The organism is Pseudomonas sp. DG56-2 (assembly GCF_004803755.1).
In the GTDB taxonomy this organism is placed as follows: domain Bacteria; phylum Pseudomonadota; class Gammaproteobacteria; order Pseudomonadales; family Pseudomonadaceae; genus Aquipseudomonas; species Aquipseudomonas auratipiscis.
On the sequence record NZ_CP032311.1, the window covers coordinates 623,648 to 638,159 of the forward strand.

Annotated in this window: 16 protein-coding genes; 12 read left to right on the top strand and 4 right to left on the bottom strand. The window is 59.9% G+C overall.

Going from position 1 to position 14,512, the window contains the following annotated elements:
• The first annotated feature begins 16 nt into the window (after nucleotides 1–16).
• The 12 genes from nadD (at nucleotide 17) to D3Z90_RS02995 (ending at nucleotide 11,080) form a co-directional block, all read left to right on the top strand.
• Complete coding sequence (nadD, locus tag D3Z90_RS02940) at nucleotides 17–673, top strand: nicotinate-nucleotide adenylyltransferase (protein ID WP_371922238.1); 657 nt, start codon at nucleotides 17–19, stop codon at nucleotides 671–673.
• Between the two features lie 45 nt (nucleotides 674–718).
• Complete coding sequence (rsfS, locus tag D3Z90_RS02945; RefSeq protein WP_136474329.1) at nucleotides 719–1,147, top strand: ribosome silencing factor; 429 nt, start codon at nucleotides 719–721, stop codon at nucleotides 1,145–1,147.
• 9 nt (nucleotides 1,148–1,156) lie between these two features.
• Nucleotides 1,157–1,624 (top strand): 23S rRNA (pseudouridine(1915)-N(3))-methyltransferase RlmH, encoded by a 468-nt coding sequence (rlmH, locus tag D3Z90_RS02950; RefSeq protein WP_136474330.1) that lies wholly within the window; start codon nucleotides 1,157–1,159, stop codon nucleotides 1,622–1,624.
• Nucleotides 1,625–1,640: 16 nt separating this feature from the next.
• A complete protein-coding gene (gene mrdA, locus D3Z90_RS02955; RefSeq protein WP_136474331.1) occupies nucleotides 1,641–3,530 on the top strand; it encodes a penicillin-binding protein 2 in 1,890 nt (629 codons plus the stop codon).
• A gap of 38 nt (nucleotides 3,531–3,568) precedes the next feature.
• Nucleotides 3,569–4,672: a rod shape-determining protein RodA gene (gene rodA, locus D3Z90_RS02960; RefSeq protein ID WP_168198505.1), complete on the top strand. Its 1,104-nt coding sequence runs from the start codon at nucleotides 3,569–3,571 to the stop codon at nucleotides 4,670–4,672.
• A gap of 17 nt (nucleotides 4,673–4,689) precedes the next feature.
• Nucleotides 4,690–5,700 carry a lytic murein transglycosylase B gene (gene mltB / locus D3Z90_RS02965; RefSeq protein ID WP_136474333.1) on the top strand — a complete coding sequence of 337 codons (1,011 nt, stop codon included), beginning with the start codon at nucleotides 4,690–4,692 and terminating at the stop codon, nucleotides 5,698–5,700.
• Nucleotides 5,700–6,698: a septal ring lytic transglycosylase RlpA family protein gene (locus D3Z90_RS02970; protein WP_136474334.1), complete on the top strand. Its 999-nt coding sequence runs from the start codon at nucleotides 5,700–5,702 to the stop codon at nucleotides 6,696–6,698. The genes mltB and D3Z90_RS02970 overlap by 1 nt, the downstream gene beginning before the upstream one ends.
• 134 nt (nucleotides 6,699–6,832) lie before the next feature.
• Nucleotides 6,833–7,993 carry a D-alanyl-D-alanine carboxypeptidase family protein gene (locus tag D3Z90_RS02975; RefSeq protein WP_136474335.1) on the top strand — a complete coding sequence of 387 codons (1,161 nt, stop codon included), beginning with the start codon at nucleotides 6,833–6,835 and terminating at the stop codon, nucleotides 7,991–7,993.
• Between the two features lie 76 nt (nucleotides 7,994–8,069).
• Nucleotides 8,070–8,342, top strand: coding sequence for a DUF493 domain-containing protein (locus D3Z90_RS02980; protein WP_038606559.1), 273 nt, complete (start codon nucleotides 8,070–8,072; stop codon nucleotides 8,340–8,342).
• Nucleotides 8,342–8,989 carry a lipoyl(octanoyl) transferase LipB gene (gene lipB / locus D3Z90_RS02985; protein ID WP_136474336.1) on the top strand — a complete coding sequence of 216 codons (648 nt, stop codon included), beginning with the start codon at nucleotides 8,342–8,344 and terminating at the stop codon, nucleotides 8,987–8,989. The genes D3Z90_RS02980 and lipB overlap by 1 nt, the downstream gene beginning before the upstream one ends.
• 2 nt (nucleotides 8,990–8,991) lie before the next feature.
• Nucleotides 8,992–9,990 carry a lipoyl synthase gene (gene lipA, locus D3Z90_RS02990; RefSeq protein ID WP_136474337.1) on the top strand — a complete coding sequence of 333 codons (999 nt, stop codon included), beginning with the start codon at nucleotides 8,992–8,994 and terminating at the stop codon, nucleotides 9,988–9,990.
• 133 nt (nucleotides 9,991–10,123) lie between these two features.
• A complete protein-coding gene (locus D3Z90_RS02995; RefSeq protein WP_136474338.1) occupies nucleotides 10,124–11,080 on the top strand; it encodes an LD-carboxypeptidase in 957 nt (318 codons plus the stop codon).
• A 76-nt stretch (nucleotides 11,081–11,156) separates the two neighbouring features.
• On the opposite strand, the gene D3Z90_RS03000 is transcribed toward D3Z90_RS02995, so the two are convergent.
• From D3Z90_RS03000 to lptE, 4 genes are all read right to left on the bottom strand, one after another.
• On the bottom strand, nucleotides 11,157–12,473 hold the full coding sequence (locus D3Z90_RS03000; protein WP_136474339.1) for a lytic murein transglycosylase: 1,317 nt from the start codon (nucleotides 12,471–12,473) through the stop codon (nucleotides 11,157–11,159).
• 61 nt (nucleotides 12,474–12,534) lie between these two features.
• The gene (gene arfA / locus D3Z90_RS03005) at nucleotides 12,535–12,690 is read right to left on the bottom strand and encodes an alternative ribosome rescue factor ArfA (protein ID WP_136474340.1); all 156 of its coding nucleotides are present in this window, start codon (nucleotides 12,688–12,690) and stop codon (nucleotides 12,535–12,537) included.
• Between the two features lie 90 nt (nucleotides 12,691–12,780).
• Nucleotides 12,781–13,818 carry a DNA polymerase III subunit delta gene (holA, locus tag D3Z90_RS03010; protein WP_136474341.1) on the bottom strand — a complete coding sequence of 346 codons (1,038 nt, stop codon included), beginning with the start codon at nucleotides 13,816–13,818 and terminating at the stop codon, nucleotides 12,781–12,783.
• Between the two features lie 36 nt (nucleotides 13,819–13,854).
• Nucleotides 13,855–14,460 (bottom strand): LPS assembly lipoprotein LptE, encoded by a 606-nt coding sequence (lptE, locus tag D3Z90_RS03015; RefSeq protein ID WP_136474342.1) that lies wholly within the window; start codon nucleotides 14,458–14,460, stop codon nucleotides 13,855–13,857.
• Nucleotides 14,461–14,512 lie beyond the last annotated feature (52 nt).

Genomic DNA, 14,512 nt, shown 5'->3' on the forward strand with positions numbered 1-14,512 from the left:
ACCGCTCGCCCCAGTCATGACGATGTCGACCGCCCGGCGCATTGGCGTGCTCGGCGGGACATTCGACCCGGTGCACATCGGTCACTTGCGCAGTGCGCTCGAGGTGGCCGAAGGACTGGCGTTGGACGAGCTGCGGCTGATGCCCAATGCTCGCCCGCCACACCGCAATACGCCGCAGGTATCGGCGCAGGACCGTCTGGCGATGGTCCGCTGTGCGGTGGAAGGCGTGCCGACATTGTCGGTGGATGCGCGCGAACTGGCGCGCGACACGCCGTCGTATACCATCGAGACACTAGAGCTGATGCGTGCTGAACTGGCCGCTACGGATCAACTGTTTCTGCTACTGGGTTGGGATGCATTTTGCGGCCTGCCCAGTTGGCATCGTTGGGAAGAATTGCTGCAACACTGTCACATCCTGGTACTGCAACGCCCGGATGCCGACGTCGAGCCACCGGATGCCCTGCGCAACCTGTTGGCCGCACGCTCAGTCAGTGACCCGCAGGCCCTGGTTGGGCCAGCGGGAAATATTGCATTCGTCTGGCAGACGCCGCTTGCGGTGTCAGCCACGCAGATCCGACAGCTGCTGGCCAGCGGCAAGTCGGTGCGGTTTCTGGTGCCGGACGCAGTACTGGCCTACATCGATGCGCACAACCTGTACCGTGCGCCGAACTGAAGGTGCTGCGAAGCGCCTCACACTATTGAGTTGAATGAGTTTTATATGACCAAGCAAAAACACAGTGCCGTAAGTGCCGAAGAACTGGTCGAACTGACCAAGGCCGCCCTGGCAGACGTCAAGGCCCAGGACATCCAGGTCATTGACGTGCGCGACAAGCACAGTCTGACCGACTACATGATCATTGCCACCGGTACCTCCAACCGCCAGATCTCGGCGATGCTGGAAAAGGTTCGCGAGCAGGTCAAGGCCAAGGGCATTCAGCCGTTGGGCGAAGAAGGCAAGGGCGACAGCGACTGGGTCCTGCTCGACCTCAACGACGTTATCGTGCACATGATGACTGCCGCAGCCCGTCAGTTCTACGACCTTGAGCGTCTGTGGATGGGTGCCGAGCAAAGCCGCGCCGCCGATGGCAAGCACCACAGCCCGGAAAACACCCACGCCTACTCCGACAATCTCAAAGACCGGGAATAAGGAAGGCTCGTGCGTCTGCGTCTTATCGCGGTCGGCTCGCGCATGCCCAAGTGGGTCGAGGACGGTTGGCATGAATATGCCAAGCGCCTGCCCTCGGAGCTTTCGCTTGAGCTGGTGGAAATTGCGCTCAATACCCGGGGCAAAAATGCCGATGTCGCTCGCCTGATTCGTCAGGAGGGTGAGGCTATGCTCGCCAAGGTCCAGCCAGGGGAAAGGATTGTCACCCTGGAGGTCCATGGCAAGCCCTGGAGTACCGAGCAACTGGCGGTCGAGCTCGACCGCTGGCGGCTGGACTCACGCACGGTGAACTTTATGGTCGGCGGCCCGGAAGGGCTGGCGCCGGAAGTCTGTGCGCGGGCCGAACAGCGCTGGTCGCTGTCGCCGCTGACCCTGCCGCACCCATTGGTAAGGATACTGATCGGCGAACAGCTGTACCGCGCCTGGACCGTGCTGTCCGGGCACCCTTACCACAAATAGACCTGTAAGCCTTTCAATGACGCAGCCGATTCGCCTCAAGGATCACGAGAAAGACGCCCGTATGGTGCGCAGTCGCGTCGTGGTCGGTGCCGTGGCAATCGTCCTGCTGATCTGCGTGCTGATCGCTCGCCTGTATTACCTGCAGGTGATCCAGTACGAGTACCACTCGACCTTGTCGGAAAATAACCGGGTGCACGTGCAGCCGATTCCGCCTACGCGTGGGCTGATTTTCGATCGTAATGGGGTGATCATCGCCGATAACCGGCCAAGCTTCAGCTTGAGCATGACCCGCGAGCGTTCCGGGGATTGGCAGCAGGTGCTCGATGTGATCGTCGAAGTGCTGGAATTGACCCCGGACGACCGTACCCTCTTCGAGAAGCGTATGCGTCAGGGGCGTCGGCCGTTCGAACCGGTACCTATTCTGTTCGAACTCACCGAGGAGCAGATTGCCCGCATTGCGGTCAATCAATTCCGCCTCCCCGGGGTTGAGGTGGTGGCCCAGTTGGTACGGCATTACCCTCAGGGTGCGCATTTCGCTCACTCGGTCGGCTATGTCGGGCGAATCAACGAGAAAGAGCTCAAGACCCTTGATCCGGTCAACTACAGCGGCACCCATCATATCGGCAAGACCGGGGTGGAACGCTTCTACGAGCCCGAACTGCATGGTCAGGTCGGCTATGAAGAGGTCGAGACCAACGCCCGCGGCCGCGTGTTGCGAGTGCTCAAGCGTACTGACCCGATTCCAGGCAAAGACATCGTTCTGAGCCTGGACATCAAGTTGCAGGAAGCCGCCGAGACTGCGCTGGCCGGTCGCCGTGGCGCCATTGTGGCTCTCGATCCGAATACGGGTGAGGTCCTGGCGATGGTCAGCCAGCCGAGTTTCGATCCTAACCTGTTCGTGACGGGCATCAGTTTCAAGGCCTACGCCGAATTGCGCGATTCAATCGATCGACCGCTGTTCAACCGTGTGCTGCGCGGACTGTACCCACCAGGCTCGACGATCAAACCGGCAGTGGCCATCGCCGGGCTCGACAGCGGCGTGGTCACGGCGTCGAGCCGGGTGTTCGACCCTGGCTACTACCAACTGCCCAATTACGATCACAAGTATCGTAACTGGAACCGTAGCGGTGACGGCTGGGTCGATCTCGACACCGCGATCATGCGTTCCAACGACACCTACTTCTACGACTTGGCGCACAAGATGGGCATCGATCGCCTGTCGGCCTACATGAATCGCTTCGGTATTGGTCAGAAGGTCTCGCTGGACATGTTCGAGGAATCACCGGGGCTGATGCCTTCGCGCGAATGGAAGCGTGCGACCCGTCGTCAGGCCTGGTTCCCGGGCGAAACCCTGATTCTTGGTATCGGCCAGGGCTACATGCAGACCACACCGTTGCAATTGGCCCAGGCAACTGCGCTGATTGCCAGCAAGGGCAAGTGGAACCGTCCGCACCTGGCCAAGACCATAGAGGGTTTGCCACCTGTGGATGAAAACCCGATGGAAGACATCGTCCTGCGTGACAAGTCCGACTGGAACAAGGTCACCCACGGCATGGAGCAGGTGATGCACGGTGCCCGGGGTACTGCACGCAAGGCTTCCATCGGTGCCCAGTACCGGATCGCCGGCAAGAGTGGTACCGCCCAGGTGGTGGCGATCAAGCAGGGCGAGAAGTACGACCGCAACAAGCTTCAGGAACGTCACCGCGACCACGCCCTGTTCGTTGGTTTCGCCCCGGCAGACAATCCGAAGATCGTGGTATCGGTGATGGTCGAGAACGGTGAGTCTGGCTCTGGTGTTGCTGCACCCGTGGTGCGGCAGGTCATGGATGCCTGGCTGCTGGGTCCCGACGGCCGCCTGAAACCTGAATACGCCAACCCGTCCATCGCTCAGGAACCGGCCCCGTGATGAGTAATTTCGATCGCATGCTCTCCAGTGAGGATGTGATGCGCCGTCGCGCCAGCTTCCTTCAGCGCATCCATATCGACGGCCCCTTGCTGATCCTGCTGCTGACCCTGGCGGCTGGCAGCCTGTTCGTGCTTTATTCGGCCAGCGGCAAGAACTGGGATTTGCTGCTCAAGCAGGCCAGCTCTTTTGGCATCGGCCTGGTCTCGATGTTCGTCATTGCCCAGTTGGAGCCGCGGTTCATGGCGCGTTGGGTGCCGTTGGCGTACATCTGTGGGGTTATCCTGCTGGTGGTCGTCGACGTCATGGGCCATAACGCCATGGGGGCTACACGCTGGATCAACATTCCCGGGGTGATCCGCTTCCAGCCTTCGGAATTCATGAAGATCATCATGCCGGCGACCATTGCCTGGTACCTGGCCAAGCGCTCACTGCCGCCGCACCTGAAGCATGTAATGATCAGTCTGATCATGATTGGCGTGCCGTTCATTCTTATCGTGCGTCAGCCCGATCTGGGCACCGCCTTGCTGATCCTCGCTTCAGGCGCTTTCGTACTGTTCATGGGAGGGCTGCGCTGGCGCTGGATTCTCAGCGTAATCGCTGCAGCGGTGCCGGTGGCGGTGGCCATGTGGTTCTTTGTCATGCACGACTACCAGAAGCAGCGGGTCCTGACCTTCCTCGATCCGGAAAGCGATCCCTTGGGCACCGGCTGGAACATCATTCAGTCCAAAGCAGCCATTGGCTCGGGTGGGGTGTTTGGCAAGGGTTGGCTGCTGGGGACCCAGTCGCACCTGGACTTTCTCCCGGAAAGCCACACTGACTTCATCATCGCCGTGCTGGGCGAAGAGTTTGGCCTGGTGGGTATCTGTGCGCTGCTGCTCATCTACCTGTTGTTGATCGGTCGTGGCCTGGTTATTACCGCGCAGGCGCAAACCCTCTACGGCAAGTTGCTGGCTGGCAGCTTGACGATGACTTTTTTCGTTTATGTATTCGTCAATATCGGTATGGTCAGTGGCCTGTTGCCGGTTGTGGGCGTGCCGCTGCCCTTCATTAGTTATGGTGGAACTTCGTTGGTGACGCTGCTGTCAGCGTTTGGAGTTTTAATGTCGATCCATACGCATCGCAAATGGATTGCGCAGGTTTGAATAAGGTGAAGAATTAAATGCAAGCAATGCGTGGCTGGGCTGCTCGTTGTATGCCCTGGGTTGGCCTGCTAGGTCTGCTCGGTGGTGTCCAGCAAGCGTCGGCCGGGGACTATGACGGATCGCCTCAGGTAGCCGAGTTCGTCGCCCAGATGACTCGCGACTACGGTTTTGCCGATGAACAATTGATGGACGTGTTTCGCGAGGTCAAGCGCAAGCAGTCGATCCTCGATGCCATCTCTCGTCCGGCCGAGCGGGTAAAACCCTGGAAAGACTATCGCCCGATGTTCCTCACCGATGCCCGTGTGGCGCGTGGGGTGGATTTCTGGCGTCAGCATGAGGCGACATTGGCACGTGCCGAACAGGAATACGGTGTTCCGGCCCAGGTGATCGTTTCGATTATTGGCGTTGAAACCTTTTTTGGTCGAAACACCGGCAATTACCGAGTAATCGACGCGCTCTCCACCTTGGGCTTCGATTACCCACCGCGTGCCGACTTCTTCCGCAAAGAATTGCGTGAGTACCTGTTGCTGGCCCGGGAAGAGCAGGTCGATCCGCTGACCCTGAAGGGCTCTTACGCCGGTGCCATGGGTTTGCCGCAATTCATGCCGAGCAGCTTTCGCGCCTACGCCGTGGACTTTGACGGCGATGGCCACATCAATATCTGGAACAACCCGGACGATGCCATCGGCAGCGTTGCCAGCTACTTCAAGCGTCATGGATGGGTCGCCGGTGAGCAGGTCGTAAGCCGCGCCACTGTCAGTGGCGAGCGTGTCGATGAGGGGCTGACCCCGGGAATCGAGGCGGTCAAGACAGTTGCAGAGTTGCGGGCACTGGGCTGGTCAAGTCATGATGCGCTGCGCGATGATCTGCCGGTCACCGCTTTCCGGCTTGAAGGTGAGAACGGCCCTGAATACTGGCTGGGCCTGAAAAACTTCTACGCGATCACTCGCTACAACCGCAGCGTAATGTACGCGATGGCGGTACATCAGCTATCGGACCTGCTGGTTCAAGCACGGGGCGCCAAGTAATGCGCGTATTGTTTTCTGATACATCTCTGAAACTGATCGGTTGTGCAGCCCTGGGCCTGATGCTGGCCAGTTGCTCTTCGAGCAAGCCAGCCCCGCAAAGCACCAATAATGTGGTGCGCGCCAAGCCGGGCCTGGACATCAACCGGGCCCACAAGGATGGCGCGCCGTGGTGGGATGTCGATGTCTCCAAGATCCCCGATGCCACGCCGACCGTGCACACCGGTAACTACAAAGCCAACCCGTACACGGTGCTGGGCAAGACCTATTTCCCGATCCAGGAGTCGCGCAATTACCGCGCTGAAGGTACCGCTTCGTGGTATGGCACCAAGTTCCACGGGCAGAACACCGCCAACGGCGAGGTCTACGATCTCTACGGCATGAGCGCTGCACACAAGACCTTGCCACTGCCGGCCTACGTCAAGGTGACCAACCTCGACAACCACCGCAGCGTGGTTTTGCGCGTCAACGATCGCGGGCCGTTCTATTCGGACCGGATCATTGACCTGTCTTATGCTGCCGCGAAAAAACTTGGTTATGCCGAAACCGGCACGGCGCGGGTGCGCGTCGAGGGCATCGACCCGAAACAATGGTGGGCCCAGCGTGGCCAGCCCGCGCCGATGGTGCTGGACCAGCCGCAGGTTGCGCAAACCCAGGCCTTGTCTGCCAGCACGGGTACCGTCGAACAATGGACGCCACCGCCACAACAACATGCTGCGGCAGTGGTGCCTTTGCAGGTAGCCAGCAACAACGCCCAGGCCAGTAATGGTCTTTACTTGCAGGTCGGCGCTTTTGCCAACCCGGACGCAGCCGAGTTATTGCGCTCCAAGTTGAGTAGCATGGTCAGTGCGCCGGTTTTCATCAGTTCGATTGTGCGCAATCAGCAGACCCTGCACCGGGTGCGCCTGGGGCCGATCAATAGCCAGGGCGAAGCCCAGCAGATGCAGGACAGTGTGCGTCTGGCCAATCTTGGCCAGCCGAAAGTTGTGACGGCAGACTGACCGGGGGGACTGGTCGGTTTGTCATGCAAGCGAGCAGAGCAGCCATGTACAATGGTCGTTTTGCTCGCAAGGCCCAGTGCCTGAAGACATTTTGCCCCTATGGGCATGAGCTCATTAGCCATTTCGAGAGACGGATGAACATAACCAGCTTTGCCAAACGCCTTTGCCTGCTTGTACCGCTGATGATCACCCCTGCTGCCTTCGCGGCAGAGCAGATGATGCCGTCGCCGCCGCAACTGGCAGCCAAGTCCTACGTGCTCATGGAAGCTTCCAGCGGTAATGTCCTGGTCGCGAACAATGGTGACGAGCGTTTGCCGCCGGCCAGTCTGACCAAGCTGATGACCGCCTACATCGCGACCCTGGATATCCGTCGCGGGCAGATCGGTGAGAACGACCCGGTTACCGTCAGCGAAAACGCCTGGCGTACCGGTGGTTCGCGTATGTTCATCAAGGTCGGTACCCAGGTCAGCGTCAGCGACCTGCTGCACGGCATCATCATTCAGTCGGGTAACGACGCCAGTGTCGCGCTGGCCGAGCACATCGCCGGCAGCGAAGACGCCTTCGCCGACATGATGAACAAGACTGCTGCTGATCTGGGCATGACCAACAGCCACTTCATGAACCCGACGGGCCTGCCAAACCCAGAGCACTACTCGTCGGCTCACGACATGGCCGTACTGGCGCGCGCGATCATCCACGAAGATCCGGCTCACTATGCGATCTACTCGCAGAAGGAGTTCTTCTGGAACAACATCAAGCAGCCTAACCGTAACCTGCTGCTGTGGCGCGACAAGACCGTCGACGGCCTGAAAACCGGCCACACCGACGAAGCCGGCTATTGCATGGTGTCTTCGGCAGTACGTGACGGCATGCGTTTGATCGCCGTGGTTTTCGGTACCAACAGCGAGCAGGCTCGTGCTGCTGAAACCCAGAAGCTGCTGACCTATGGCTTCCGTTTCTTCGAAACCCAGACCTTCTACCAGAAGGGCACCGAGCTTGCTCAGGCGCAGGTATGGAAGGGTGCGGCCAACCAGGTCAAGGCCGGTCTGGCGCAAGACCTGACCATGACTTTGCCTAAAGGCCAATTGAAGAAGCTGGCTGCAAGCATGACCATGAACCCACAATTGACCGCACCCATCGCCAAAGGTGACGTGATCGGTAAAGTGGAAGTCAAACTGGATGACAACGTTGTACACAGTGCTGATCTGATCGCGCTGGACGCCGTTGAGGAAGCTGGTTTCTTCGGCCGTGTGTGGGATAGCATTCGTCTATTCTTCTACGGGCTGTTCAACTGATATCGTGACCTGCCACGCCCCCGCCAACTCACGCGGGGGTGTTGTTGTTGCCACGGCTTACGAGGCCGTTACTGCCATGACTGAAGCTGACAAATCGCACAAAATCGAATTCCCTTGCGCCGATTACCCGATCAAGGTCATCGGTGACACCGTGGTCAATTTCAAAGACACGGTAATCGAAATTCTGAAGAAGTACGCCGAGGTCGATCTCAAGACCCTGGCTGAACGTCAGAGCAAGGAAGGCAAGTACACCACTGTGCAATTGCACATTGTTGCCACTGGCGAAGACCAGTTGCACAACATCAATAGCGCGCTGCGTGCCACCGGCATCGTGAAAATGGTGCTCTGATGTCGAAAAGCCTCGGCTTTCGCGATTTGGGATTGTTGCCATACGAGCCGGTGCTCGAGGCCATGCGCCGGTTTACCGATCAGCGTGGTCCTGAAACCGGTGACGAAGTCTGGCTGGTAGAGCACCCGGCGGTGTTCACCCAGGGCCAGGCAGGCAAGTCCGAGCACCTGTTGGTGCCGGGGGATATCCCGGTCGTGCAGACCGATCGTGGTGGCCAGGTGACCTATCATGGTCCTGGCCAACTGGTGGCTTATTTATTGTTGGATGTTCGCCGGCTCGGGTTTGGTGTGCGTGATCTGGTTTCCCGGATGGAGCGCTGCCTGATCGAGTTGCTGGCCAGTTACGACGTCGAGGCAGCGGCCAAGGCCGATGCCCCGGGTGTCTATGTCGATGGAGCCAAGATCGCCTCCCTCGGCCTGCGGATTCGCAATGGCTGTTCTTTTCATGGCCTTGCCTTGAACGTGGACATGGACCTTGCGCCATTCCGCCGGATTAACCCCTGCGGGTATGCGGGGCTGGCCATGACCCAGCTGCGCGACCAGGCAGGCTCGATCGAACTCTCTGAGGTAAGGGCAAGGCTGCGCGGGCAGCTGGTCAAGCACCTCGACTATGCTGAGCAGACGACCCTTACGGGCGGAATCTTCTGAATATGACTACTGTTGTGCAAGAACCAGTGCAAAGCGTGACTCCAGCGCCCCGGCCGAAGGTCGAGGCGGGCGTCAAACTGCGTGGCGCGGAAAAAGTCGCGCGTATCCCGGTAAAGATCATTCCTACCGACGAATTGCCGAAGAAACCCGACTGGATCCGCGTGCGGATCCCGGTTTCGCCGGAAGTCGACCGTATCAAGCAATTGCTGCGCAAGCACAAGCTGCACAGCGTCTGCGAAGAAGCGTCTTGCCCGAACCTGGGTGAGTGTTTCTCCGGCGGCACCGCCACGTTCATGATCATGGGTGACATCTGCACCCGTCGCTGCCCATTCTGCGACGTTGGTCATGGTCGCCCGAAACCTTTGGATGTGGACGAGCCGAAGAACCTCGCCGTCGCCATTGCCGACCTGCGCTTGAAGTACGTGGTGATCACTTCGGTGGACCGCGACGACTTGCGTGACGGTGGTGCCCAGCACTTTGCCGACTGCATCCGTGAAATTCGCGCGCTGTCGCCGGGCGTCCAGTTGGAAACCCTGGTGCCGGACTATCGTGGTCGGATGGACGTAGCCTTGGCGATCACCGCCGAGACACCACCGGATGTGTTCAACCACAACCTGGAAACCGTGCCACGTTTGTACAAGGCCGCACGTCCTGGCTCCGACTACCAGTGGTCGCTGACCCTGTTGCAGAAGTTCAAGGAGCTGGTACCGCATGTTCCGACCAAGTCCGGCTTGATGCTGGGCCTGGGCGAAACCGACGAAGAAGTGATCGAGGTGATGCAGCGCATGCGCGAGCACAACATCGACATGCTGACGTTGGGCCAGTATCTGCAGCCATCGCGCAGCCACCTGCCGGTACAGCGTTTCGTCCATCCAGACACCTTCGCCTGGTTCGCCGAGGAAGGCCTGAAGATGGGCTTCAAGAACGTCGCTTCCGGACCTTTGGTACGTTCTTCGTACCACGCCGACCAGCAGGCGCATGAGGCCAAGATCAAGCTCTGATCCCGGCTTCGAACAATGCCGATGCCTGCTTGTAAGCGGCATCGGCATTTTTGTTTGTGGGACTTTTGCGCCTTAAACTCGTGAGTGAACCGCGCTAGAGTCGAAGGCCAAATTCAGATAAGGAGCTGTCTGGGTGAACGCTGTTTTAGATCATCATGCGGATGCGTGTAGGGCTGATTCCAGGCTGCCTGCAGCACTGGCGAGCAATGGCCGTATCGCGATCATTGCCCCGGCGGGGCCGGCCCAGATCGACACGTTGAAAGCCATTCTATGGTTCGAAGCACGCGGCTATCAGTGCCGTATTTATCCCGGAGTGACTGAGGCACAAGGTTATCTTGCCGGCGACGATGCCGTGCGCCTGGCGGATCTGCATGCGGCCTTCGCTGCCGATGATGTCGATGCAATCATCTGCCTGCGTGGTGGCTACGGATGCATGCGCTTGCTCGATAAGCTCGATTACGCATTGCTGCGCAAACACCCCAAGCCCTTTGTCGGCTACAGCGACATCACTGCGCTGCACAGTGCGATTGCCCGGCATGCCGGCTTCGTGACCTTCCACGGGGCGATGCTCAAGTCTGAATTGTTGGCAAACAAGCAGGCGCCGACTGTGCCTTCTCTTTTCGAACAGCTCACCGGGCGTTTGAAGCGTGGTGACGAGCTGGAACATCCACAGAGCCATCCTTTGACCGCAGTCCTCCCAGGCGCGGCTTCAGGGCGCTTGGTGGGCGGTAATCTGGCCATGCTTTGCGCAACCTTGAACACACCCGCTGAATTTGATTGCCGAGAGGGAATCCTGTTCATCGAAGACGTCAACGAGCCCTTGTACCGCATCGACCGGCTGCTCACCCAGCTGCGCCTGGCGGGCAAGTTCGAAGGGCTGCGCGGGGTGCTGGTCGGGGACTTTGCCGGGTTGACCGTGCAGATGCTCACACCGCTATTGCGGGAGATCTTCGAGCCGTTGCAGGTTCCTGTGTTGGCGGGATGGCGCAGTGGTCATTGCGACCCCAATATCACCTTGCCGCTGGGAGCGCAGGTGTACCTGGATGCGGATCAGCGCTGTTTGCGTCTGACGCAAGATTTGTTTGCTTGATTGCAATCGCGGGGTAAGCCCACTCCCGTAGAGTTGGATAAGCTCTGTAGGAGTGGGCTTGCCCCGCGCTCAAGAGTCAACGCTGACGCAGGCTTTCCAGCAGCTTATGCGTCGGGTAGCCATCAGCCGGCCAGCCCATTGCCTGCTGGGCGTTGCGGATGGCCTTGCGGGTATTGGCGCCGATGATACCGTCGGCGCTACCGGCGTCGTAGCCTTTGGCGCTAAGCAGCGTCTGCAAGTCGACGCGCTCGCTACGGCTCAGAGGCAGGTCATCCTTGGGCCAACTGCCCGCAATGTAGCCGGAGCCTTCGAAGCGCTGGCTAAGCAGGCCGACCGCCATGGCGTACGAGGACGAGTTGTTGTACTTGAGGATGGCGCGGAAGTTATCCAGCACCAGGAACGCCGGGCCGCGGTAGCCTGCCGGCAGCAGTAGGGCAGCAGACAGCTGTTCGCTACCGGCTGGCAGGGTAGTGCCGACCGGTAGTTTCAGACCCAGTTGCATCCACTCTGAAACCGTCTTGCGTTGCGCACCGTCGGCCAACCAGTAGTCGAAGCCTGGCGCCAATTGCACTTCAAAGCCCCAGGGCTCGCCACGTTTCCAGCCCGAGCTTTGCAGATAGTGGGCGGTGGAGGCCAGGGCGTCGGCAGAGCTGCTCCAGATATCCCGGCGCCCGTCACCGTCAAAGTCCACGGCATGGGTGTTGTAGGTGGTGGGGATGAACTGGGTTTGCCCCATGGCACCGGCCCATGAGCCTTTCATCGCGTCAGGCTGGATGTCGCCGTTCTGCAGAATCTGCAGTGCGGCAATCAACTGCGCCTGGGCAAAGGCGGGGCGCCGGCCTTCGTAGGCCAGGGTTGCCAGGGAGCGGATCACCGATTTGCTGCCTTGGAACTGGCCGAAGTTGCTTTCCATCCCCCATACCGAGACCAGTACGTTGCGGTCTACGCCATAGCGTTGTTCGATCTGGCCCAGCAACTCGTCGTTTTTACCCAGCAGGCTTTTGCCGTTGCGTACGCGCAGGGGTGAGAGCGCGCCGTCGAGGTATTCCCACACGGGCCGGGTAAATTCTGGCTGACTGCGGTCGGCCTTGATCACGTCCATGTCGGGCGTGACGCCGAGGAAGGCGCGGTCAAACGTGCTGGGGTTGATGCCCGCCTGCAGGGCCTGCTGACGGAAGCCCGCTTGCCATTGGGCAAAGGTTTGTAACGGTTGAATTTCGGTGCTGGTGTCGACGGCCGGATTCGGCACGGTTACAACCGGTGCCGGCTGGGCAGGGGCCAGCGGTAGCGCATCGGCGGCGGTGGGTTTTTCCGCGCAGGCGACAAGCAGGATGAGGCTGGAGGCAGCAATCAGCTGGCGAGGCTGCCAGCGACGGGAAAGACAAAAGGGCATGCACAGTTCCAGGTATTTCAGGTCAGGTGCCGACCATACCATGCCTGTCGAAATCTTGCTTTTATGCAACCAAAAAGTAAGAAGCCTCCCAATCTCTCGATTGGAAGGCTTCGCGGCGGTAGCTGCCTTTGCCTTTGCCTGGTCGTTCCTGGCGGCTGCGGAACAGAGGCTGGGCGATGATTGATTTGGCCTTGTTGGGCCGGGACTTTTTGCTCATGGCAGAAATCCTTTGGGGGGTGGGCTTGGGGGGCAATATAGGGGCGAACGTGTTGCGGGGCAAGCCTGCTCCTGCAGGGCAGGATTGATGTCACTCTGCTGGTAGTGGCAAGCGCTGCCCGGCCATCAGTAGCGACAATCGACTCAGGCTGGTCCAAGGGGAGCCTTGGGCCTGGCCTTTGATCTGCGCATCAATGCGCTGGGCATCTTGCAGCAGTTGGCTCCAGCGCTGCGCCGAGTGGCGTTGCAGTGCTTTGCTCATGAGCGGCTTGCGCTTGTCCCAGACCGGCGGTCGCGCCTGGCTGAACGCTTTGTCCAGCGGCACGCCCTGGCTGTATTGCTGGGACAGGCCAGCCAGTAAGCGCAGTTCCCGGGCCAGGGCCCAGAGAATTACGGGTGGTTCGACACCTTCGCCGCGCAGGCCTTCGAGCATGCGCAGGGCATGCGCAGCTTCGCCATTGAGGATGGCATCGACAAGACCGAAAACGTCAAAGCGAGCACTGTCGGCCACCGCGGCTTGGACGGTCTCGACAGTGATCTGGTTGCCTTCGGCCAGCAGCTTGAGCTTTTCGATTTCCTGCGCCGCTGCCAGCAGGTTGCCTTCCACCCGCGCCGCAATCAGGTCCACGGCATCACGCTGGGCCGACAGTCCAGCCTGCGCCAGGCGCTGATTGATCCATTGAGGTAACTGCTGGGTGTCTACAGGCCAGATCTGGATGAACTGAACCTGCTGGCCCTCGACCAGCGCCTTGCCCCACTTGGTCTTCTGCGCGCTGCCATCAAGCTTGGGCAGGCTGATCAGTAGCAAGGTGTCTTCAGCGGGGCGTGAGCAATACTCGATCAATGCTGCGGCGCCCTTGTCACCGGGCTTGCCCGAAGGCAGGCGCAGCTCCAAAAGGCGGCGCTGGGCGAACAGCGACAAGCTGGCGCCGGCCTGAAGCAGAGTGCCCCAGTCGAAGTTGGCATCGGCACTGAACACCTGGCGCTCATCGAACCCTTGCTGGCGCGCAGCAGCACGCACGGCGTCTGCGGCTTCCTGGCACAGCAATGGATCATCGCCACTGATCACATAGACCGGTGCGAGGTTTCCTTGCAGGTGTTTGTTGAGCTGGGCGGGGGCGAGTTTCATGGCGGCAGGCGGGGCACCGAAGTGCCCCGTTCAGACTCAGTTGACGGGCAGTTGCAGTGGCGACTGCTGGGGCGTTTCGTCCTGGGCGCGGCGGGCCGCTTCCAGGGCATCGGCTTCAGCCTTGGCGCGTGCGTCGGCTTCCACTTGCAGTTGGTCCAGCTGGGCTGGGGTCAACAGTTGCAGGCGTACCAGCATGTTCTGCACCAGGTCGCGGCGCATTTCTTCGCGGGTTTGCGAAGCTTCCTGGTCACCACCGGTGATGTTGTTGCCGTCATACACGTAGATCTTGCGCACTTCGAGCTTGTCGCTGAGCAAGTTGGTGTCATTGAGGCCATTGATGCTGTAGCTGAGCACTGTTGTCAGCTCATACTCGGCACTGCCCGAACCGCCCGTGTAGGTGGCTGCGCGCTGAGTTTCGGCTTCGTTGGTCAAGACCAGCTTGTACGGTGCGCCAGTGTAGACGTTCACGCCGCTGTTTTTCAGGGCCTGACGCAGTTGGGTCACGGTTTCGCCATAGGCGTTGCGTGCGCTTACGTCCAGTTCCTTGATGCTCAGTTCACTGGTGCCAGTACCACGCAGCTGGAAACCGCAGGCGCTGAGCATTACCGCCAGGCCCATTACCAGCAAATTGCGTTTGATCATCTTGTTGCTCCCTTGTGGGCCGATTCTGTGTACCGGCCCGCTGTTCAGGCGG